This is a genomic window from Mesorhizobium sp. M0910 (genome assembly GCF_040319465.1).
Lineage (GTDB): Bacteria > Pseudomonadota > Alphaproteobacteria > Rhizobiales > Rhizobiaceae > Mesorhizobium.
Genome location: NZ_JAMYNZ010000008.1, coordinates 31,898 through 51,702, shown reverse-complemented (window position 1 = coordinate 51,702; position 19,805 = coordinate 31,898). Strand labels below are relative to the sequence as shown.

Genomic DNA, 19,805 nt, shown 5'->3' with positions numbered 1-19,805 from the left:
GGCATCAAGCGGCGATGCCCAAGGCGCCTTCGAACAGCGCCCGGCCGTCGCTGCCGCCATGCGCCGCTTCGATCAGGTTTTCGGGATGCGGCATCAGGCCGAGCACGTTGCCGCGGCCGTTGACGATGCCGGCAATGTCGTTGATCGAGCCGTTTGGATTGGTGCCTTCGGCATAGCGGAACACCACCTGGCCTTCGCCTTCGAGGCGGGCCAAAGTTTCGGCGTCGGCAAAATAATTGCCGTCATGGTGCGCTACCGGTGCGCGGATGATCTGGCCCGGCTGGTAGCGGCGGGTGAACATCGTGTTGGCATTGGCGATCTGCAGCTTCACCTGGCGGCAGACGAATTTCAGCGAGGCGTTGCGCATCAAAGCGCCCGGCAGCAGGCCGGCCTCGACCAGGATCTGGAAGCCATTGCAGACGCCGATGACCGTGACGCCCTTGGCTGCCTTTTCGGCGACAGCCCGCATTACCGGCATGCGCGCGGCAATGGCGCCGCAGCGCAGATAATCGCCAAAGGAAAAGCCGCCGGGAATGGCGATCAGGTCGACATCGGGAATTTCGGTGTCCGTCTGCCAGACGGTGACCGGCGGCGTGCCGGAAATCTTGGTCAGCGCCGCGATCATGTCGCGGTCGCGATTGAGGCCGGGGAGCAGGACGACGGCTGATTTCACCTCAGGCGATCTCCACCGCGTAATTCTCAATCACCGTATTCGCCAGAAGCTTGTCGCACATGGCTTTCAGATCGGCCTCGGCCTTGGCCCTGTCGCCCTCGGCAAGCTCGACATCGAAAACCTTGCCTTGCCGCACCTGGCCGACGCCGCCGAAACCCATTGCGGACAGCGCATGCTCGATTGCCTTGCCTTGTGGGTCTAGCACGCCGTTCTTGAGGGTTACGGTAATGCGGGCCTTGATCACGCTGGACATGCTCCTGTTCACCTGTTGAGCGGGCAAGCCGTCAGTGCGGCTTGCCTTTGACGCCGTCGGTCGATGCGACCAGCACCGGCCCGGCCGGACGCGGCGGTTCGTTCTCGTTCATGATGCCGAGGCGGCGGGCAACTTCCTGATAGGCTTCGACCAGCCCGCCCATGTCGCGGCGGAAGCGATCCTTGTCGAGCTTGTCCTGCGTCGCCACATCCCACAGCCGGCAGGAATCCGGCGAAATCTCGTCGGCGACGACGATGCGCATCATATCGCCTTCGAACAGGCGGCCGCATTCGATTTTGAAATCGACGAGCTGGATGCCGACGCCCATGAACAGTCCGGAAAGGAAGTCGTTGACGCGAATGGCCAGCGCCATGACATCGTCGATCTCCTGCGGGCTCGCCCAGCCGAAGGCGGTGATGTGCTCTTCCGAGACCATCGGATCGTCGAGCGCATCGGCCTTGTAATAGAATTCGATGATCGAGCGCGGCAGCACGGTGCCTTCCTCGATGCCGAGACGCTTGGCCAGCGAGCCGGCGGCGACGTTGCGCACCACCACTTCGAGTGGAATGATCTCGACTTCCTTGATCAGCTGCTCGCGCATGTTGAGCCGGCGGATGAAGTGGGTCGGAATGCCCATCCGGTTGAGATGATTGAAGATGTGCTCGGAAATGCGGTTGTTGAGCACGCCTTTGCCATCGACGATTTCATGCTTCTTCTTGTTGAAAGCGGTAGCGTCGTCCTTGAAGAACTGGATCAGCGTGCCAGGCTCCGGTCCCTCATAAAGGATCTTGGCCTTGCCTTCATAAATGCGGCGGCGATTTTTCATCTGATTTTTCTCTGGATTTGCGGGCAGGCGGCAAGCGACCAGTTCCTGTCCGTCTGCCTAAAATAAGATGGCGACGGTGGGGTTCAATGCCGGTGTCTATCCCAATCGCACTGTTTGCTCAATCGGCAAATCCTTTCAATCAACCGCTTTCGGGGACCGAAATGCCGCAGCGCAGCAACCAATGTAGCATATTGACCGGCCGGCGCCCTTTTGGTTTGTGCTCCGGCAACACATATTGGCACGACGAATCGGATTTCACGGAGGGATGCCATGAGCAGCATGAAAGACCGCGAAGAGGGCTTTGAGCGCAAATTCGCATTCGACGAGGAACTTCGGTTCAAGGCCGCGGCACGCCGCAACAGAGCGCTCGGCCTGTGGGCTGCCGAAAAGCTCGGCAAGTCAGGCACCGATGCCGACGCTTATGCCAGGGAAGTGGTCGTCAGCGACATTGAGGAAGCCGGCGATCACGACGTTTTCCGCAAGATACGCAAGGATTTCGATGCGGCCGGCATTGAGCAGTCGGACCATCAGATCCGCCGCACCATGGATGAATTGATGGCGCAGGCGATCGAGCAGATCAAGAACACCTGATCCTTCTCGATACCGATCGAATGCTGGACCAATCGACCGCTCGGCCCAACCGGGCGGTTTTTCTTTGCCTTTGCGGTCATTTCCGGCTGAATTGTTGCAACCAAAGAGGAAATCGCCAATGTCCCTGAAGTCACGCCTTGCGGCCGACGAGACACTGTTCACCGCATGGTCAGGCGTGCCGGATGCTTTGACGGTCGAGATACTGGCCAGACAAGGATTCGACGCGGTTACGCTCGACATGCAGCATGGTGGCCATCACGAGGACAGCGTGCTGCGCGGGCTTCTGCCGGTGCTGGCCGCCAACAAGCCGGCTTTGGTGCGCATCCCGGTCGGCCGCTTCGACATGGCCAGCCGCGCGCTCGACTTCGGCGCCGAGGCTGTGATTGCGCCGATGGTGAATTCAGTGGCGGACGCAAGGCTGTTTGCCGCCGCCATGAAATACCCGCCGCTCGGCGAGCGCTCCTGGGGCCCCACCTATGCCTTTCCGCGCCATGGCAAGGGCGATCATGCCGACTGGCTGCGCGACAGCAACCAGCGCACCATGGCGTTCGCCATGGTCGAAACGCGCGCCGCGCTTGCTGCACTCGACGGCATCCTCGACACGCCGGGTATCGACGGGATCTTCCTCGGCCCGTCGGATTTCTCGATCGCCTGGTCGAAGGGGACCACCGTCAGCTCGACGCTGGAGAGCATGATGGAGACCGTCGCCTCGATCGCCGAGCGCACCCGCAAGGCCGGCAAGCATGCGGCGATCTACGTAATGGAACCGGCCATTGCCGGTCGCGTGGTGTCGATGGGTTACCGGCTGCTGGCGATGGGTTCGGAGCATTCGCTGATTTCGCTTGGGGCAAAGACCCTGCTGAGCAGCGTCAGGGATTCGATCGCTTCCTAGAGATCCGTCAGGAATTTCGCGAACGTCATCGAACCTTCGGGCCAGGGGCCGAAGCCGGAATCCGCGTTGAGATGACCGGCATCGCCGGCGTCGATGAACAGCGAGCCCCAGGCCGCGGCAATGTCCTCGGCGACGCCAAAGGCGCAGAACGGGTCGTTGCGGCTGGCGATCACCACCGACGGAAATGGCAGAGGATCGCGCGGATAGGGACCGAAGGTCATCAGGTGCCTCGGCTTTATCTTTGGATTGGCGACATCGGGCGGCGCCACGAAGAAAGCGCCGGCGACCGGTCGCTCGAACCGAGACAATGCCTGGATGACCGCGGCGACGCCAAGCGAGTGAGCGACAATGACGACCGGCCGCTCGGCCTCGTTAACCGCCTTGGCGACACCGGCCGTCCAATCCTCGCGCACCGGTTTCGACCATTCCGTCTGTTCGACGCGGCGCGCTGTCGATAGTTTCGACTGCCAGCGGCTCTGCCAATGATCGGGGCCGGAATTGGTGTAGCCCGGCACGATGAGAATATCTGCTTCCCTGACTTTCATGGCGCGCATGTAGCGAGAGGCGCTGTCGGGTGCAACCGGGTATAAACTCATTAGCGACATGCAAACGCACCTCTCATGAGCCCGGTCTGCTCGCTATTGTGAACACCTTGTTCGCTTCTTGCGCTCTTGTGTGAACGATACCGATCGACGATCTGTCGCCAGGAAAGAATGGCTGTTCCGAGATTTTGGCACGGACACGGCGTAGAATGATTGATGGCGCCGGGTTCCTCCCTTGGAAGCTTGTCGAGCGCCGGCTGAACGGAGCACTTTGATGAGCGAACTGCCTTTTGCCGCAACGACCCCGGTCAGCGTTGCCCGCGTCGGCTTACGGGCGCGCGATGCAGAAAATCTCGCTGCCTACTATCGCAAAGTCGTCGGTTTGCAGGAACTGAGCCGCGCCGGCGGCACGATTACGCTCGGCGCAGTCAATCGCCCTTTGCTCGACATCGAAGCGGATCCGGCTGCGAAACCCGATGACGCGCGCAGCGCCGGTCTTTTCCACACCGCCTTCCTGCTCCCTAGCCGGGTCGATCTCGGCCGCTGGATCAACCACGCCATCGCCGGCAAGATTGGCATCGAGGGCGCGTCCGATCATCTGGTCAGCGAGGCGCTTTATCTTACCGACCCGGAAGGCAACGGCATCGAGATCTATGCCGACCGCCGCCCCCAGGATTGGAAATGGAATGGCGACAAGATCGCGATGGCGACGGAGCGGCTGAACATTCCGTCGGTCATTGCCGAAGTGCCGGCCGGTGATGTCGGCTGGCAGGGCGCGCCGGAAAACAGCATTATCGGCCACGTCCATCTGCGGGTCGGCCGACCGGAAGAAGCCGAAGCATGGTGGCATCAGGAGTTCGGTTTCGACACCGTGGCAAAATACGGTGGCGCGGCGGTGTTCTTGTCGTCCGGCGGCTATCATCACCACATTGGCGCAAATGCGTGGCAGAGCGCGGGTGCCGGCCGCCGCGATCCCGCCCGCTCCGGCTTGGCCTGGGTCGAGATGCGTTCGGACAATGTGGCTGATGCAACGACCCGCGAGGATCCGTGGGGCACGGTGATCAGGACCGTTCCCGGCAAGGCGTAGTTCGGTTAGAGCTTCGCCTTTTCAAGCAAGCGGCCAAGCATCAGCAGGCCCGCCGGCCACAGGCCGAGGCCGGCCTCGTTTCCCATATGGCCGAGATCGCCGGCATCGGCGATATCCGCGCCCCAGGCTGCGGCAAAAGCGGTCGCCTTGTCGAAAGTGACGCGCGGGTCACTGCGGCTCGCCACCACCAATGCCGGGAAGGGCAGGCGCTTCAGCGGCATCGGCGCGAACGGGCGCACCGCGTCGAATGAGGGATCGGTATCCTCGACATTGGTCGCGGCAACCAGGAATGCCGCCGCGACCTTGTCGAGTTGGCTTTGACTGGCACTAGCAGCCCACTTCACCGCCGTCGCCACCGCCAGCGAATGCGCAAGTAGCACGACGCGGCGCGGTGCGGCGGCCACCGCCGCATCCACCTGGCCGATCCAGTCCCCGGGCTTAGGCCGGTCCCACTCGGCCTGCAGCACGCGGCTCGAATTGGGGAACACCCGGCACCAATGCGACATCCAATGATCTGGCCCGGAGTTGCCGCGCCCGGGCAGGGCAAGGAAATCGAAATCTCCGGCTGACGAAATCATCAGGCCTCTCCAAACACTCGGCTAAAGATCGTATCGACGTGCTTGGTATGATAGCCCAAGTCGAATTTCTCGCGGATCTCGGCCTCGGGCAGGGCAGCGACAACGTCCTTGTCGGCCAAAAGTTCCTCAAGAAAATCAGCGCCTTGCTCCCACACCTTCATCGCGTTGCGCTGCACCAGCCGGTAGGCGTCCTCGCGCGAAACGCCAGCTTGCGTCAGCGCCAGCAGCACGCGCTGCGAATGCACAAGGCCACGGAATTTGTTCATGTTCTTCAGCATGTTGTCGGGGTAAACGAGCAGTTTGTCGACAACGCTGGTCAGCCGTGAGAGCGCGAAATCGAGCGTCACCGTCGCGTCGGGCCCGATCATGCGCTCGACCGAGGAATGCGAGATGTCGCGCTCGTGCCACAGCGCCACATTCTCCATCGCCGGCAATGCGAACGAGCGCACCATGCGGGCAAGGCCGGTTAGGTTCTCGGTCAGCACCGGGTTGCGCTTGTGCGGCATCGCCGACGAACCCTTCTGGCCGGGTGAAAAGTACTCTTCTGCTTCGAGTACCTCCGTGCGCTGCAGATGGCGCACCTCGATCGCCAGCCGCTCGATCGACGAGGCGATCACGCCGAGCGTGGCGAAGAACATCGCGTGGCGGTCGCGCGGGATCACCTGCGTCGACACCGGCTCCGGCTTCAGTCCGAGTTTCTTGGCCACGTATTCTTCGACATATGGGTCGATATTGGCAAAGGTGCCGACCGCACCGGAGATGGCGCAGGTGGCGATGTCCTCGCGTGCGTGCACCAGCCTCTCGCGGCAACGCGAGAATTCGGCGTAGGCCTGCGCCAGCTTGACGCCAAACGTGGTCGGCTCGGCATGGATGCCGTGGCTGCGGCCGATGGTAATCGTATCCTTGTGCTCGAAGGCGCGGCGCTTGAGCGCCGCAAGCAGCCCGTCAATGTCGGCCAGGAGGATATCGCTGGCCCGGGTGAGTTGCACGGCAAAACAGGTGTCGAGAACGTCGGAGGATGTCATGCCCTGGTGGATGAAGCGGGCATCCGGGCCGACGAATTCGGCAAGATGGGTGAGGAAGGCGATGACGTCATGCTTGGTGACGCGCTCGATCTCGTCGATCGCTTCGACGTCGAATTTCGCCGCCCCGCCTTTCTCCCAGATGGTCTTGGCGGCCTCCTTCGGGATGACGCCGAGCTCGGCCAATGCGTCGCAGGCGTAGGCCTCGATCTCGAACCAGATGCGGAACCGGGTTTCGGGCGACCAGATGGCCACCATTTCCGGCCGGGAGTAGCGAGGGATCATCAGTCGGTCCTGACTTGCGAGAGCATTTGCCCGGTCCTAACAGAGGCAGGCAAAATGCTCAACGTTGCTGGCGCGCAAACCAGACACTGGCGACAGCGAGCGCAATGAAACCGAGCGGAAAATACAGCCGGATGCCAAGGACGACGAACTGGTAGAGTGCCGTCAACATCGTGAACACGAACTGGAAAACCCAGGTGATGGTGAACGCGGGCGCATGCCATTGGACATAGTAGGAGCGGTATTGCAGCCCAAAGAGGCCGCCGGTGACGACAATCGTCGCTGCGAGAAGGCAGACGAAGGCGGCGGCGAGGGCGATCTCCCAGTGGCGTCCGAGCGAGACGAGCCGCGCCAGGAACAGCCCAATCGGGAAAGCGAGCGCACCGCCGGCTGCATAAAGCAGCGAGACGAAGCGGATCTTTGCCGGGGTCTCCCAATTGTACTGTAGCAGATTGAGCAGCGCGCTGGCGCCCATCGCCATGGCCCACAGCAAGGCACCGGCAAATGCCGTGCGCAGCGACGGCAGAGCGCGGCGGAGACGATACAGGGCGCGATAGCGCATGGCGGGGAACGTCACAGGCGACCGGTTACCGCGATCCAGCGATAGTCCGGCCCCTCGAACCCGTATTGGCGCACTGCGATCAGCACGGCATAGGCGCTGAGGCTATCCAGTGAAAATGTCTGAACCGCGCCGATCTGGTAGCCATTCGGACAGCCTCTGCTTTGCGGGATCGATTTGTCCTCGTGAATAATGCTCGTCTGACCGCCGTCCTTCGCCTCGATGCGCAGCAGGCGAAAGCCATTGATCTCGCCCTGGCTCTGGCAGCGCTCGGTGTCATTCATGCCGATCTGGTCGAGCCGGAACTCGAGCGGCTCGTCGACCGGCGAAAAGATCGGGCGCGGATTGACCACCATGCGGAAGGGATCGGCAGAAAGCTCGGTCACCGGGTTGAAGCCGGCGGTGATGCCGCGATTTGCCTTCAGTTCCGCTTGACTGACGATCGCTTCGCCCTTTTGCCGGGCCTGCAGCCGCGCCGCGTCCACCGCGGCATTCTCGTCGTCGAGCCGGACACGGATCGGCGAGCCCTTCAGGAAACTGTCGTCGGCCGTGTCGATATAATAGCGGTTTGCATAGGGAAATCCCGATCCGTCCTGGACGCCGTATTCCTCGAAGGCAAAGACCCCGCCATCGCGGCTGAAGCCGAGGATCTCAGGCTCGGCGACATCGCCTGCGTGGGCGGCGGCCAAAGTTGCAAGCTGGGCAAGCAGGCAGACGGCAAACAGAGCAAGATTTCGCATGGGGAATTCCATTCAGGCGGTGGACGCCGTTAAATTCCTATCACGATGCCGTCAAAAGATCGTGCTGACTGAAACACAAAGTCGATGCATCCAATCCGGCTGTCGTTTGTTATTGTCGGCAGCTTCACCGCATCGTGCCTTCCGAAAATCAGGATCGATTTCGGAAGGGACGGTGCATTGATTCAAAATGTTTTAGAGCGTCCTTTGCGCGTTCAAAAGCGCGCGGCGCTATAAGGGAGACCCCCATGACAGATGCAGCCAAGATTCGCGAACGTATGGAAGTGATCGGCGCCGACGGGGTCCATGTCGGTACCGTCGACAAAGTTGACGGAGATCGCATCTAGCTGACCAAGCGCGACAGCGGTGAGGGCGCTCACAGGGGTCATCACCACTTCATTCCTCTCAGCCTTGTCGCCGAGGTCGAGGGCCAAAAGGTGCGGCTGTCGGCAAACTCCGACGTTGCGGTCACGTTCGAGGAAGAAAAATCCGACCCCACTTGATCATAAGTCCAGTCCGGTTATGGCAAATCCGAATGAGCCCTGCGCGGTCAGCGCGACGACCAGACCGGGAACAGATCGCCCTCGGCCGGCGTCGCGGCAAAGACGCCGCGGCTGATGGCGCGCGCCATCGTGGCGCCGGCGGCGGCGTAGAGATCGATCGCATCGTTGGGCCTGAGCTCGATGCCGCTCTTGCCCGTTGCCAGCGCGAAGACCAGATCGCCGTCTGCGGGCGTGTGCGTCGGCCAAATGGCACGGACAAAGCCGTCATGCGCTGATATCGCCAGGCGTTTGGCGGCGGCCTTCGTGAGTACCGCGTCGGTGGCGATCACGGCGATGGTCGTATTGGCGCCGGTTTCCGCCTGCTCTGCGGCATGCTTGTCACGGAACTTCAGCAGGATCTTTCTGGCATCGTCAGGCATTGGGTGGGGAAAGCCTAAGCCGCCGAACTCGTCGCCGATCTCGAACGGCGCCGCCCAGAAATGGCGGGTCCCGGCGACCGTCACCGAGCCCGTCGGGTTGACGGCGGCGAGCGCGCCGATGGTGACGCCGCTGTCCAGCACTGTCGAGGCCGAGCCGAGCCCGCCCTTCAGGCCGGAGCTCAAAGCCCCACTACCTGCGCCGGCAGTGCCGAGCGCAAAGTCGATCGCGGCGGCTTGCGCAGCTTCGTAGCCAAGGTCGCGGTAAGGCGGATACCGGCCCCAATCCTTGTCGCCGCCATTGCGCAGGTCGAACAGGATCGCCGCCGGCACGATCGGCACCCGAAAGCCGCCGACCTCGACGCCGATGCCTCTTTCGCGCAAGGCCGCCTGCACCCCTGACGCGGCGTCGAGGCCAAAAGCCGAGCCGCCCGAAAGCACCACGGCATGGATGGCGTGGATCGAATTGTGCGGCTCGAGCAGGTCGGTTTCGCGGGTGCCTGGCGCACCGCCCAGGATTTGCACGCCGGCCACGGCCGGTTCGTCGCAGATGACGGTGGTCATGCCGGATTTCAGCTTCGCATTCGCCGCATTGCCGACACGCAGGCCGGCGACGTCGGTGATGAGATTGCGCGGACCCGTACGGAACATCCCCGTGCTGGACATCATTGGCTCTCCGCCGGCACGAAACGGCCGCCGTCGAAACGGTAGGCTCGATAAGGATTTTGCGTCAGGTCACCTTTTTCGTCAAAGCGGATCGGTCCGATCGCCGTGGTGAAGTCATGCGCGGTCAGCACGTTGGCCAGTCTCTCGCCTGAGCTTTGCGTCAATGCCGAAGCCGACTTGGCGATCTCGACCGCGGCATAGGCGGGCAGGGTGTAACCTTCCGGCACGATGTTTTGCCCGGCAAAGCTCTGCAGCACCTTGGGGTCGGCGACATCGGCCCATTCGGGCGGCGCGATCATCAGCGTGCCGATGGCATAAGGCACATCGCCGAGCGGCGCGCGCAACGCTTCGCCGCCGGCAAACACCATGCCGGTATTTAGCTGGCCAGCATCCCGGCCCATAATGGCGACATCATCGCCGTCGCCGCCGGCAAAGACATGCGTTGCGCCGGCTTTCTTAAGTCGGCCGATCAGGCCGATCTGGTTGTCGAGCTGCGGCCGGAACGTGTCGACGAACACCGGCTTCAGAGCCGCTTGCGCGGCGGCTGCCCGAAACGTCTCGGCCATTTCGCGGCCATAGATCGTGCCGTCGTCGACGATGGCGAACAGCTCGGCCTGCCATAGGCGGGTGAGGATGGCAGCGACGGCATTGCGCTCGTCGTCGCCGCGCGGCCCGAGACGATAGATCGGCCATCCCGTCTTGGCGCGCCGGTCGGTCAGGCTTTCCGTGCGAACGCCGACTGTGATCACCGGTATGCCGGCATCCTTGAGGATCGGCAGAGCCGCCTCGATTGCGTCGGTGCACAAAAACCCGATGACGACGTTGACCTTGGCCGCGGTTAACTCCCGCGCGGCGGCGGCGCCACCATCGGCCGTGCAGGCGTCATCGATCGTCGTGATTTCGGCGTCGTTCGCTTCAGCCGCCGTTGTCGCGCCAGCCTCGATCTGTTTGCCGAGGATCGCCGACGGCCCCGACAGCGGTGCCGCGACGCCGACCCGCAGCCTCTCGGCGCTCGCACCACCGGCGACCGAGAGCCAGGCCAGCACCGCTATTGTGGTTGTCCAAGGTCGCATGCGAGCGAAGAATTCCTCCGCGCCGATCGCGTGTTCTGCCGGCGCCAATGCCGTCAAGACCTAAAGGCTGGCCAGCTTTGGCGCAACACGGGAATCCAGGATATACGTCAAGCACTTCGCTTGTGGGCTGCAATATCCCCCCATATATAACGGTTGGTTCTGACTAGTGGAAAATCATCGGTGCTGAAGAAGAATGACATCGGGCCGCAGGCCTACCGCGACGCGATGGCCCATTTTGCCGGTCATGTGCATGTAGTCACCACCGATGGCCCCGCCGGCAGGCGCGGCGCGACGGTGATCGCGGCCTGCTCGGTGTCGGACACGCCGCCAACCATCCTGGTCTGCCTCAATCGCGAAAATCCCAAGAATGAGCCGTTCGTGGAAAACGGCAAATTTGCCCTGAACACGCTGGCTTCGGATCAGGAGCCGCTGTCGATCGGCTTTTCCGGCATGACCGGCCTGCCGGTCGAGGAGCGTTTCGCGTTGGCCGAATGGGACGTGATCTCGACTGGTGCGCCGACGCTGAAGGGCGCGCTCGCCGTCTTCGACTGCGAACTGATCGACTCCAAGGATCTGGCCACGCACCGTGTGCTTTTTGGCAAGGTTACAGGTTTGCGCATCGGCGATAACTTGCGGCCGCTGATCTATCACAACCGCGGCTACCACGCTCTGTAGAGGCTTTCAGATGGCTGCGCCCGCGGAGACAGAATGACCGAGTGGAAAACCGCGTCCGGCGCCGCGGATGATCGACGAGACGCTCGATCTGTTGCCCCGTGCGGATTATGTGGCGGAACCGGTCGCTGGCAACCGTGCTGTTTATGGGTTCGGTCGACCCGCGCGGGTGGATCGAGGCTGGCGTGAAGCGCGTCGCATAACCACATGTCTCTCAGGGAGAAATCATGGAACGCAGTATCTATCTCGATGAGGCTCGCGACCCGCTGATCATCGCGGAGGGCTGGATGAAGGACGGCAAGGATGTCGCCATTGCCACCGTGGTCGAGACCTGGGGCTCGGCGCCGCGGCCGGTCGGCAGCCACCTGGTCATCGACGCCGAAGGCAATTTCCACGGCTCCGTCTCGGGCGGCTGCGTCGAAGGCGCCGTAGTCACCGAGGCGCTCGAGGTTATCGATAGCGGCAAGGCCAAAATGCTCGAATTCGGCGTCGCAGACGAGACCGCCTGGCAAGTCGGCCTGTCATGTGGCGGCCGCATCAAGGTCTATGTAGAAAGATTGGGTTGATCTCGAATGGATCCCTATGCGCTGAAGACACTCAACGCCGAACGCCGCGCCCGCCGCGCGGCAATCCTGGTCACCGATCTCGGCGACGGCCGCGACCGTGTCGTACGCGAGGGAGACCGGGTAGCCGGTGAACTCGGGGCGGCCGTCGCCAAGGCATTTCGCACGGGCAATTCCGGTTCGGTCGAAGCTGAGGGGCGCACGTTCTTCCTCAACGCACATCTGCCGCAGCCGCGCCTGGTGGTGATCGGCGCCGTCCACATCAGCCAGGCGCTGGCACCGATGGCCAGGATCGCCGGCTATCCTGTCGAGATCATCGATCCGCGCACGGCCTTTGCCACGCCCGATCGTTTTCCCGATATCGCGCTGCATGCCGAATGGCCACAGGATGTGCTGACGCGTCAGCCGCTCGATAACTATACGGCGCTGGCTGCTCTCACCCACGATCCGAAGATCGACGATTTCGCGTTGAAGGCGGCGCTCGACGCCGGCTGCTTTTATGTCGGCGCGCTCGGCAGCCGCAAGACCCACGCCAAACGTGTGGAACGCCTGCTGGCTTCGGGGGCGACAGCCGACCAGATCGCCCGCATTCATGCCCCGATCGGCCTCGACATTGGAGCTGCCAGCCCGGCCGAGATTGCCGTCGCGGTGTTGGCGCAAGCGATCCATGCCTTTCGCTCCCGCGGCCTCGAATCCAAAGGCGCGGTCGCGTGAAATTTGGTCCCGTTGCGATCGATGCGGCCGAAGGGGCAGTGCTTGCGCACGCCACTACAGCCGGAGAGCGCCGCTACCGCAAGGCGCACCGGTTAAGCGCCGGGGATGTGTCCCTGTTGAAGGCCGCTGGCATTTCCGAGGTCGTCGCGGCGGTGTTGGCGCCCGATGATCTCAGCGAGGACGTCGCCGCTGAAAAGATCGCCGCATGTATGATCCATCGCAACATCGAGGCGAAGCCTGCCGCGACAGGTAGGGTCAACCTCCACGCGCAGGCTGCCGGCATGTTCACCGTCGACGCGGCGATGATCGACGCCATCAACGCCGTCGATCCGACGATCACCATCGCCACGCTCGCGCAGCATGCGCCGGTCGAAAAAGGTCAGATGGTAGCAACGGTGAAGATCATTCCGTTTGCGGTCGCCTCCGCTTTGGTCGATGCGGTGGCAAGGATCTGCGCGGGCGGCGAGATCTTTGCGGTCAACGCCTATCAGCCGGTGCGCGTCGGCGTCATCCAGACGGTGCTGCCCGGCATCAAACCCAGCGTGCTCGACAAGACGCTGCGCGTCACCGAAGCACGCCTGGCGCGTTCGGGCGGCAGGCTGACGGCGGAGCGTCGAACGCCGCATGAAATTATCCCCCTCGCCGAGGCTGCGGCCTCGCTGATCCGCGACAACGATATGGTGGTGATCTTCGGCGCTTCGGCGATGGCCGATTTCGGCGACGTCGTTCCTGCTGCGATCGAAAGGGCCGGCGGCACTGTCATCCGCGCCGGTATGCCGGTCGATCCCGGCAATCTGCTGGTGCTCGGCACACTCGGCGGCAAGCGCATCATCGGTGCGCCGGGCTGCGCCCGCAGTCCCAAGGAGAACGGCTTCGACTGGGTGCTCGACCGGCTGATCGCCGGTCTCGACGTGACCGCCAGGGATATTGCCGGCATGGGTGTCGGCGGGCTGTTGATGGAAATTCCGACGCGGCCGCAACCGCGCGAGCCGTTGCCGGCCAAAGCCGAACCAAAGGTCGAGATCGTGCTTCTGGCCGCCGGCCGCTCCAGCCGCATGGGCGGGCCGAACAAGCTCTTGGCACTGTTCGATGGCAAGCCTCTGGTCCGCCGCACCGCCGAACGCGCAGTCGGTTCGAAAGCCGCGGCCACCATCGTCGTCACCGGCCACCAGAGCGAGCGCGTGCGCAGTGCACTGTCTGGCCTCGATGTGACCTTCGCCGACAATCCGGATTTCGCCGAGGGTCTGTCTTCGTCGCTAAAGGCCGGCATCGCCAAGATTTCCGGCGACGCCGCCGGCGCCATGATTGTCCTCGGCGATATGCCCGGCGTCGCCTCGGCCGACCTCGACAGGCTGATCGAGGCGTTCCGCAGGTCCGAAGGCCGATCGGTGGTGCGGGCCTCGCACGCTGGGCGGCGCGGCAATCCGGTGCTGCTGCCGCGTTCGCTGTTTGCCGCGATCGCTCACCTCCAAGGCGATACCGGCGCCCGCCATCTGGTCGAGGCCGAAGGGCTCGACGTCATCGATGTCGAGATCGGCGAAGGGGCAGCGATCGATGTCGACACGCGCGAGGCGCTGGAAGGCGCCGGCGGCGTGCTGCAGGATTGACAAACCGAAGCCGAAAAACGCATGGCTGAGGGATGGCCTTTCGTTCCTGCTTCCGGTTCCGCTTGCCCCCCTCTGGCCTCCCGGCCCTGCCGATGGCGATTCTTTTGCAGCTCTTTTGTGTCGCCTACGCCAACGCTCTCGAACTCAAACCCTTCAAGGACGATCTGTTCGCCTATCCGGTCACACTCTCGTCCGAGAGCAACGGCGCCTATACGGTGGTCGATTATCGTGAGCTGCGCGACATCAACGCTCGTGACGAAGTGCCTGAGCGTCGTGTGCACGCGCAATACACCGAAACCGGCGTGCGCAAGGTGCAGCAGGATCTCTTGCTGAAGACCGACGCCGGCGATGTCCGCCACATTGCCGTCGGCAAGACCGGGGGCGCCAGCATCATCGTGCTTTATCTGCACGGGCAGGGCGGCAGCCGTAAGCAGGGCACCGACGACTTTACCTTCGGCGGTAATTTCAATCGCATCAAGAACCTGATGGCGGGCAACGGCGGTCTCTATCTATCGCCGGACTTTTCCGATTTCGGCGACACAGGTGCCGCCCAGATCGCCGCGCTGATCGACCACTATGCCGAACAATCGCCGAGCGCAAAAATCTTCGTCGCCTGCGGCTCGATGGGCGGCTCATTATGCTGGAAGCTGGCCGCCCGCAATGATACCGGCCGGCGCATCGACGGGCTGCTGCTGCTCGGCTCGCTATGGGACGAGAGTTTCTTCTCAAGCCCCGCCTTCAAGCGTCGTGTGCCGGTCTTCTTCGGCCAAGGCAGCAAGGACCCGGTGTTTCCAATCGAGAAACAGGAAGCCTTCTTCCGCTCCATCCTGGCCAAATCGAAGAGCTATCCCACGCGCTTCGTCCGCTTCGAGACCGGCACGCACGGCACGCCCATCCGCATGACCGACTGGCGCGGCACGCTCAACTGGATGTTGTCGAAGGCCCCTTAAGGCGCGGTATTGTAGTCGACGACCGTCTGCGGATTTTCCTCGCCGTCATAAGACGCGTCGACGTCGTACTGGACCAGGGAAAAATCGCCGTTGCGAAACAGATAGGTCCCCGACGAAGAGGCATCGCCGATGCCACGCCATTTGTTGAAGGTGGTGATCGTCTTGGTCTCTTCGTCGTAATCGGAATTGGTTGCCCAGCCGGAGGTCTGGAAGCCAACTATGGTCATGCCCAGCAATTTGCCGTCGCTGTCATTGTTCTCGTAGCGGATGTCCATTTCAGGTTCGGCGAACTGCAATTGTCTTACGCCAAGCACGTCGTCGCTCATGTAATAGATCGAGTTTTCGTTGTAGGCCGCGGCCGAGCAGGCGAAATGGAAAAGCCGCGTTTCGCTTTCGGGATCGCTGGCAGCCGCATCCTTGTCCTTGTAGTGGATCGAGAAAATGTCCGGCTTCTGCGCCAAAAGATCCTTGTCGCACTGGTCGCCATAAGTCGCGGCAAACGCCTTGTTGGCCTGTTCAAGCGCTGCGTCCTTCTTCGGCGGCGGCGGTCCTTCGCCGCAGCTTGCCGGCACGGCATCCTCGAAATCGGCCTTTGAGGGTTTCAGCGCACCCTTGTCGATGAAGATCGAGCGAAATGGCGGTTCCTGGATCGAGGCGTTGATCTGGCGCAGCGTATAGCAGCCGGCAAAGACATTCTCGCTGCCGTCCTTGGCCGTCGCCCGGATGGCGACCGGAACGCTGTAGTAGATGCTGCCGGCAGCCCCGTCTTCGGATACGCCACCGGTTTTCACTTCGACCGTGTCCGTGCCGTCATAGCCTTTGACGAAGGAATTGAAATCCTTGGCCGGCTTGGTGTCGCCGAAATAGTCCCAGGCGCGCGCGAATTCGTGCCGGCTGATGGCACTATAAAGCGACCGGATCACCGCCTCGGCATTCGACCTGTCGTCGATATAAGGCGCGTCTGCGGCGAGCGCCGATTGGCCGGCAACGGCAAGAGAGATAAAGGCGGTCGCTGCAAAAAGGGCGCGTCTCATCGGGAACCTCCACTCGATAAAAAATCCTATCATATCGATCGCGGCGACGTGGTGGCGCTTGAACAATCGCCTGCGAAAGCGCTACCTCTCGCCATAGGCAGTAGGGCCGCGTGGAGATTTCTTGTGACCATATCAATGTATGAAGCATCCGTGCCGGTATTTTCGGCGAGGCTGAAGTCACTAGCCAATGTGCTGAACATTGCCGAGCAAAATGCGGCTGATCGCAAAATTGATCCGCAGGTGTATCTGACGGCGAGGCTGGCGCCGGACATGTTTGCGCTGACCAGGCAGGTACAGATTGCCACCGATCACGCCAAGGGCGCGCCGTCGCGGCTTGCCGGGCGTGAGGTGCCAAAATACGAGGATAATGAGACGAGCTTCGTTGATCTGCAGGCCCGCCTTACCAAGACGCTCGACTATCTCGCGACATTTTCGGCGGCCGAATTCGATGGTTCAGATGACAGGATGGTCGAACTGCGGCTTGCCGGGCGCGAGGTTTCGATGCCGGGAATGCAGTATCTGCTGCATGCCGCCATGCCCAATTTCTACTTCCACCTGACCACCGCCTACGACATCCTGCGCCACAACGGCGTGCCATTGGGCAAGTCGATCTTCCTCGGATTGCGTTGAGATTAGCTCGTGAGATATCCCGCTGCGGCGGGATTCTCACGGCGCGCTGTTTAGCGTACGGACATTTCCCGAGCGATGCGCGGGAAATCGGCCGGCTTGACGCCGATATCGGCGCGATCGGCATTGCTCATCGAATGGAGCAGCGCCAGTGCCGCACGATAACGCAGTTGTTCCCGCGGACGCGGACGGGCGAACATTTCAGTGAAGAATCCCATGATTCAAGCCCCTTATTGAACCTCCACGGCCGTCAATATAGGCAGATCATGACAATTGTGCAGTGCAGCATTCGCATGGCAGCCATGCTGCCCTGATCTTTTTTGACATAATTCGGCTGTTCCGGCGAAACTTCGGCGGTGCTTCGAGCGTAGGCCTCAGTCCCGGCACTTGGCCGGTTTTTTGTTAGACGCAGCGAAAAACTCCGTTCGCCGGCATCCTGGAAAGTCGCCTGACCTGCCGTCGGTGGGCTTGGAAGCGGGCGGCGCTTTCCTGTATGCTATTGCTTCCTCCTCGCGCAGCCGCGCAAAATTCCCGCCGGGGAAACTCCATGCACAAACGCCGTCTCGGCCAGACCGATCTTTTCGTGTCGCAAATCTGCCTCGGATCGATGACTTGGGGCCAGCAGAACACCGAGGCGGACGGTCACGCCCAGATGGATCTGGCGTTTGCTCGCGGTGTTAATTTCATCGACACCGCCGAACTCTATCCGATCCCACCCAAGGCGGAGACACAAGGCCGTACCGAGACAATCATTGGCAATTGGATGAAGGAGAAGCGCAATCGGGACCAAGTGATCATCGCCTCGAAGGTAGTTGGTCGCACCGCCAACACTTGGTTTCGCGGCGACCGCTCGTCTAAGCTGGTGCGCGCCGATATCTTCGACGCTATTGATAAGTCACTCGCCAGGCTCAACACCGATTACATCGACCTATATCAGATCCATTGGCCGGAACGCGACGTGCCGTGGGGCGCCAATCCGAACCGCATCGGCACCTTGCCGCGACGCTCCGATGCCGCCGGTGTGCCGGAAGGCGAGACGCCGATCGCCGAGACGCTTGCCGTATTTGATGAACTGGTGAAGGCCGGCAAGATCCGCCATTTCGGCCTGTCGAACGAGAATTCCTGGGGCGTCATGCGTTTCATTGCCGAAGCCGACAAGGGCCTCGGCCCGCGCGTCGCCTCGCTGCAGAACGCCTATAATTTCGTCAATCGCACCTTCGAGGTGAACCTTGCCGAAGTCTGCGAGCGCGAGCAGGTGTCGCTGCTTGCCTATTCACCGCTGGCGCAAGGCTATTTGACCGGCAAATACGATCATGGCGCGCGGCCGCAGGGCTCGCGCTCGCAGTTGTTCAACCGCGGCCAGCGCTACGAGACGCCGAATGCTGCCGAGGTGCAGCTCGAATACAACCGGTTGGCGCGCACCTTCGGCATGGAGCCGGCGCTGTTTGCCAATGCCTATGTCTCGAACCGGCCCTTGGTCACCTCGAACATCATCGGCGCCACCACCATTTCGCAACTCGAAATGGCGCTCTCTTCCGCCGACGTGGTCTGGACCGAGGACATGCAGAAAGCCGTTGATGCGATCCACCAGCGTGTCGGCAATCCGTGCCCTTGACGCGTCGGGACGTGGTTGTCCGATTGTCATAAGGAGAGGGGAACAGCCATGGGCTTCCGGATCGACGCGGTGCGCGCGAAATTTCCGGCTTTGTCGCTGACCGACAAGGGCCGCCAGCGCATCTATCTCGACAATCCTGCCGGCACGCAGGTCCCGCAGTCGGTGGCGGACGCGGTGTCACGCTGCCTGCTGACCACCAATGCCAACCTCGGCGGCTTCTTCGAGACCACCATTGCGGCACAGGACATTGTCGACGAGGCCCATCTGGCGATGGCGGATTTTCTCGGCGCTGCGAGCCCGCAGGAAATTATCATCGGTGCCAACATGACGACATTGACCTACCACATGTCGCGAACGCTCGGCCGCACGATGAAGCCCGGGGACGAGATCATCCTCACCCGCATGGACCATGAGGGCAACGTCTCACCCTGGCTGCAACTGGCTGAAGACCTTGGCCTTGTCGTGCGCTGGCTGCCTTTCGATCAGCAGAGCTGGCAGATCGAGGAGGCGGCGCTCGCCGCGTTGCTTTCCGAGAGGACGCGGCTCGTCGCGCTCAACTACGCCAGCAATCTCACCGGGTCGATCAACCGGGTGAAGGCGTTGACCGGCATCGCTAGGCGGGCTGGTGCGTTGGTCTACATCGATGCCGTCCAGTTCGCGCCGCATGGTCTGATCGACGTCCAAAACCTCGGCTGCGATTTCCTGATCTGCTCGGCGTACAAGTTCTTCGGCCCGCATATGGGAATTTTGTGGGGCAGGCTGGGCGTTATCGATGCGCTTAAGCCGTATAAATGCCGTTGCTCGTCCAATGCCTTGCCGGAGCGCTTCGAGCTCGGCACGCTGCAAATTGAATTGATGGCCGGCCTGTCGGCGGCTATCGATTATTTTGCCGAGTTGGGAGCGGCAGCTGGCGCGCAAGGGTCGCGTCGGCGGAAAATCGCCAAGGCCTTCGAAGTCTCAATCGCTTACGAGAACCCGCTGACGCAACAGTTGATCGACGGTCTGTCGGATATTGCCGGCCTGACCATCCACGGCATCACCGATCCGAAGCGGATCGATGAGCGTGTGCCGACGGTGTCGTTCACTGTCGAAGGCATAGTGCCGGAGACGGTCGTGCGGCAGATGAATGCGGAAAACATCTTCCTGTGGTCCGGCCACAACTACGCCTGGGAGATCGTCCACCAGCTCGGCATTCCGGCCGAGCAGGGCGTGGTGCGCATCGGCATCGCTCATTACAACACTGCAGCCGAGATCGACGAGACGCTGGAGAGCGTGCACCGCGTTGTCGCCATGCTGAGGCAGGAGCGATCCTGAGCGGGCCAC

At 62.2% G+C, this 19,805-nt stretch carries 23 protein-coding genes and 1 pseudogene; 12 read left to right on the top strand and 12 right to left on the bottom strand.

Annotated elements, in window-relative coordinates:
- Positions 1-4: 4 nt before the first annotated feature.
- The 3 genes from purQ to purC are packed head-to-tail and all read right to left on the bottom strand — an operon-like array spanning position 5 to position 1,752.
- The gene (purQ, locus tag NKH78_RS20585) at positions 5-673 is read right to left on the bottom strand and encodes a phosphoribosylformylglycinamidine synthase subunit PurQ (RefSeq protein WP_352738048.1); all 669 of its coding nucleotides are present in this window, start codon (positions 671-673) and stop codon (positions 5-7) included.
- 1 nt (position 674) lies between these two features.
- Positions 675-917, bottom strand: a complete 243-nt coding sequence (gene purS, locus NKH78_RS20580; protein WP_352477508.1) for a phosphoribosylformylglycinamidine synthase subunit PurS — start codon at positions 915-917, stop codon at positions 675-677.
- Between the two features lie 40 nt (positions 918-957).
- Positions 958-1,752 carry a phosphoribosylaminoimidazolesuccinocarboxamide synthase gene (gene purC, locus NKH78_RS20575; RefSeq protein WP_023674725.1) on the bottom strand — a complete coding sequence of 265 codons (795 nt, stop codon included), beginning with the start codon at positions 1,750-1,752 and terminating at the stop codon, positions 958-960.
- A gap of 270 nt (positions 1,753-2,022) precedes the next feature.
- Here purC and NKH78_RS20570 point away from each other — a divergent pair, with 270 nt between their 5' ends.
- Together NKH78_RS20570 and NKH78_RS20565 are read left to right on the top strand one after the other, a co-directional pair.
- The gene (locus NKH78_RS20570) at positions 2,023-2,343 is read left to right on the top strand and encodes a DUF1476 domain-containing protein (protein ID WP_352506423.1); all 321 of its coding nucleotides are present in this window, start codon (positions 2,023-2,025) and stop codon (positions 2,341-2,343) included.
- A 118-nt stretch (positions 2,344-2,461) separates the two neighbouring features.
- On the top strand, positions 2,462-3,235 hold the full coding sequence (locus NKH78_RS20565; protein WP_352738050.1) for an HpcH/HpaI aldolase family protein: 774 nt from the start codon (positions 2,462-2,464) through the stop codon (positions 3,233-3,235).
- On the opposite strand, the gene NKH78_RS20560 is transcribed toward NKH78_RS20565, so the two are convergent.
- Positions 3,232-3,780 (bottom strand): RBBP9/YdeN family alpha/beta hydrolase, encoded by a 549-nt coding sequence (locus NKH78_RS20560; RefSeq protein ID WP_352477510.1) that lies wholly within the window; start codon positions 3,778-3,780, stop codon positions 3,232-3,234. The two genes, NKH78_RS20565 and NKH78_RS20560, sit on opposite strands and share 4 nt — an antisense overlap.
- A gap of 271 nt (positions 3,781-4,051) precedes the next feature.
- On the opposite strand from NKH78_RS20560, the gene NKH78_RS20555 reads away from it, so the two are divergent.
- On the top strand, positions 4,052-4,864 hold the full coding sequence (locus NKH78_RS20555) for a VOC family protein (RefSeq protein ID WP_352738052.1): 813 nt from the start codon (positions 4,052-4,054) through the stop codon (positions 4,862-4,864).
- A 5-nt stretch (positions 4,865-4,869) separates the two neighbouring features.
- Here the strand turns inward: NKH78_RS20555 and NKH78_RS20550 are convergent, their stop codons facing one another.
- The 4 genes from NKH78_RS20550 to NKH78_RS20535 are packed head-to-tail and all read right to left on the bottom strand — an operon-like array spanning position 4,870 to position 8,045.
- Positions 4,870-5,442 (bottom strand): RBBP9/YdeN family alpha/beta hydrolase, encoded by a 573-nt coding sequence (locus NKH78_RS20550; RefSeq protein ID WP_254817654.1) that lies wholly within the window; start codon positions 5,440-5,442, stop codon positions 4,870-4,872.
- Entirely contained in the window at positions 5,442-6,749 is a 1,308-nt protein-coding gene (gene purB, locus NKH78_RS20545) for an adenylosuccinate lyase (protein WP_352477371.1), read from the bottom strand. The genes NKH78_RS20550 and purB overlap by 1 nt, the downstream gene beginning before the upstream one ends.
- Positions 6,750-6,807: 58 nt before the next feature.
- On the bottom strand, positions 6,808-7,308 hold the full coding sequence (locus tag NKH78_RS20540) for a hypothetical protein (RefSeq protein WP_352738054.1): 501 nt from the start codon (positions 7,306-7,308) through the stop codon (positions 6,808-6,810).
- An 11-nt stretch (positions 7,309-7,319) separates the two neighbouring features.
- A complete protein-coding gene (locus NKH78_RS20535; protein WP_352738056.1) occupies positions 7,320-8,045 on the bottom strand; it encodes a DUF2259 domain-containing protein in 726 nt (241 codons plus the stop codon).
- Between the two features lie 245 nt (positions 8,046-8,290).
- Here NKH78_RS20535 and NKH78_RS20530 point away from each other — a divergent pair.
- Positions 8,291-8,545 (top strand): annotated as a pseudogene (locus NKH78_RS20530) (DUF2171 domain-containing protein).
- A 47-nt stretch (positions 8,546-8,592) separates the two neighbouring features.
- Here NKH78_RS20530 and NKH78_RS20525 read toward each other — a convergent pair.
- Positions 8,593-9,612, bottom strand: a complete 1,020-nt coding sequence (locus NKH78_RS20525; protein ID WP_352738104.1) for a P1 family peptidase — start codon at positions 9,610-9,612, stop codon at positions 8,593-8,595.
- A 14-nt stretch (positions 9,613-9,626) separates the two neighbouring features.
- Positions 9,627-10,700 (bottom strand): branched-chain amino acid ABC transporter substrate-binding protein, encoded by a 1,074-nt coding sequence (locus NKH78_RS20520; protein ID WP_352883652.1) that lies wholly within the window; start codon positions 10,698-10,700, stop codon positions 9,627-9,629.
- 180 nt (positions 10,701-10,880) lie between these two features.
- Here NKH78_RS20520 and NKH78_RS20515 point away from each other — a divergent pair, with 180 nt between their 5' ends.
- The 5 genes from NKH78_RS20515 to NKH78_RS20495 all read left to right on the top strand — a co-directional run bounded on the left by NKH78_RS20515 (position 10,881) and on the right by NKH78_RS20495 (position 15,206).
- Positions 10,881-11,375 (top strand): flavin reductase, encoded by a 495-nt coding sequence (locus NKH78_RS20515; RefSeq protein WP_352506415.1) that lies wholly within the window; start codon positions 10,881-10,883, stop codon positions 11,373-11,375.
- Between the two features lie 224 nt (positions 11,376-11,599).
- The gene (locus NKH78_RS20510; protein ID WP_352506414.1) at positions 11,600-11,938 is read left to right on the top strand and encodes an XdhC family protein; all 339 of its coding nucleotides are present in this window, start codon (positions 11,600-11,602) and stop codon (positions 11,936-11,938) included.
- A gap of 6 nt (positions 11,939-11,944) precedes the next feature.
- Positions 11,945-12,649 carry an XdhC family protein gene (locus NKH78_RS20505; protein ID WP_352506413.1) on the top strand — a complete coding sequence of 235 codons (705 nt, stop codon included), beginning with the start codon at positions 11,945-11,947 and terminating at the stop codon, positions 12,647-12,649.
- Positions 12,646-14,256, top strand: a complete 1,611-nt coding sequence (locus tag NKH78_RS20500; protein ID WP_352702997.1) for an NTP transferase domain-containing protein — start codon at positions 12,646-12,648, stop codon at positions 14,254-14,256. The genes NKH78_RS20505 and NKH78_RS20500 overlap by 4 nt, the downstream gene beginning before the upstream one ends.
- Positions 14,257-14,348: 92 nt before the next feature.
- A complete protein-coding gene (locus NKH78_RS20495) occupies positions 14,349-15,206 on the top strand; it encodes an alpha/beta hydrolase family protein (protein WP_352506411.1) in 858 nt (285 codons plus the stop codon).
- On the opposite strand, the gene NKH78_RS20490 is transcribed toward NKH78_RS20495, so the two are convergent.
- Complete coding sequence (locus NKH78_RS20490) at positions 15,203-16,240, bottom strand: DUF1176 domain-containing protein (RefSeq protein ID WP_352506410.1); 1,038 nt, start codon at positions 16,238-16,240, stop codon at positions 15,203-15,205. The genes NKH78_RS20495 and NKH78_RS20490 overlap by 4 nt on opposite strands.
- A gap of 123 nt (positions 16,241-16,363) precedes the next feature.
- Here NKH78_RS20490 and NKH78_RS20485 point away from each other — a divergent pair, with 123 nt between their 5' ends.
- The gene (locus NKH78_RS20485; RefSeq protein WP_254817666.1) at positions 16,364-16,870 is read left to right on the top strand and encodes a DUF1993 domain-containing protein; all 507 of its coding nucleotides are present in this window, start codon (positions 16,364-16,366) and stop codon (positions 16,868-16,870) included.
- 50 nt (positions 16,871-16,920) lie between these two features.
- Here the strand turns inward: NKH78_RS20485 and NKH78_RS20480 are convergent, their stop codons facing one another.
- Entirely contained in the window at positions 16,921-17,085 is a 165-nt protein-coding gene (locus tag NKH78_RS20480; protein ID WP_352506409.1) for a hypothetical protein, read from the bottom strand.
- 329 nt (positions 17,086-17,414) lie between these two features.
- Here NKH78_RS20480 and NKH78_RS20475 point away from each other — a divergent pair, with 329 nt between their 5' ends.
- Together NKH78_RS20475 and NKH78_RS20470 are read left to right on the top strand one after the other, a co-directional pair.
- Positions 17,415-18,482 carry an aldo/keto reductase gene (locus tag NKH78_RS20475; RefSeq protein WP_352702994.1) on the top strand — a complete coding sequence of 356 codons (1,068 nt, stop codon included), beginning with the start codon at positions 17,415-17,417 and terminating at the stop codon, positions 18,480-18,482.
- A gap of 48 nt (positions 18,483-18,530) precedes the next feature.
- On the top strand, positions 18,531-19,796 hold the full coding sequence (locus NKH78_RS20470) for a cysteine desulfurase-like protein (protein WP_352883648.1): 1,266 nt from the start codon (positions 18,531-18,533) through the stop codon (positions 19,794-19,796).
- Positions 19,797-19,805 lie beyond the last annotated feature (9 nt).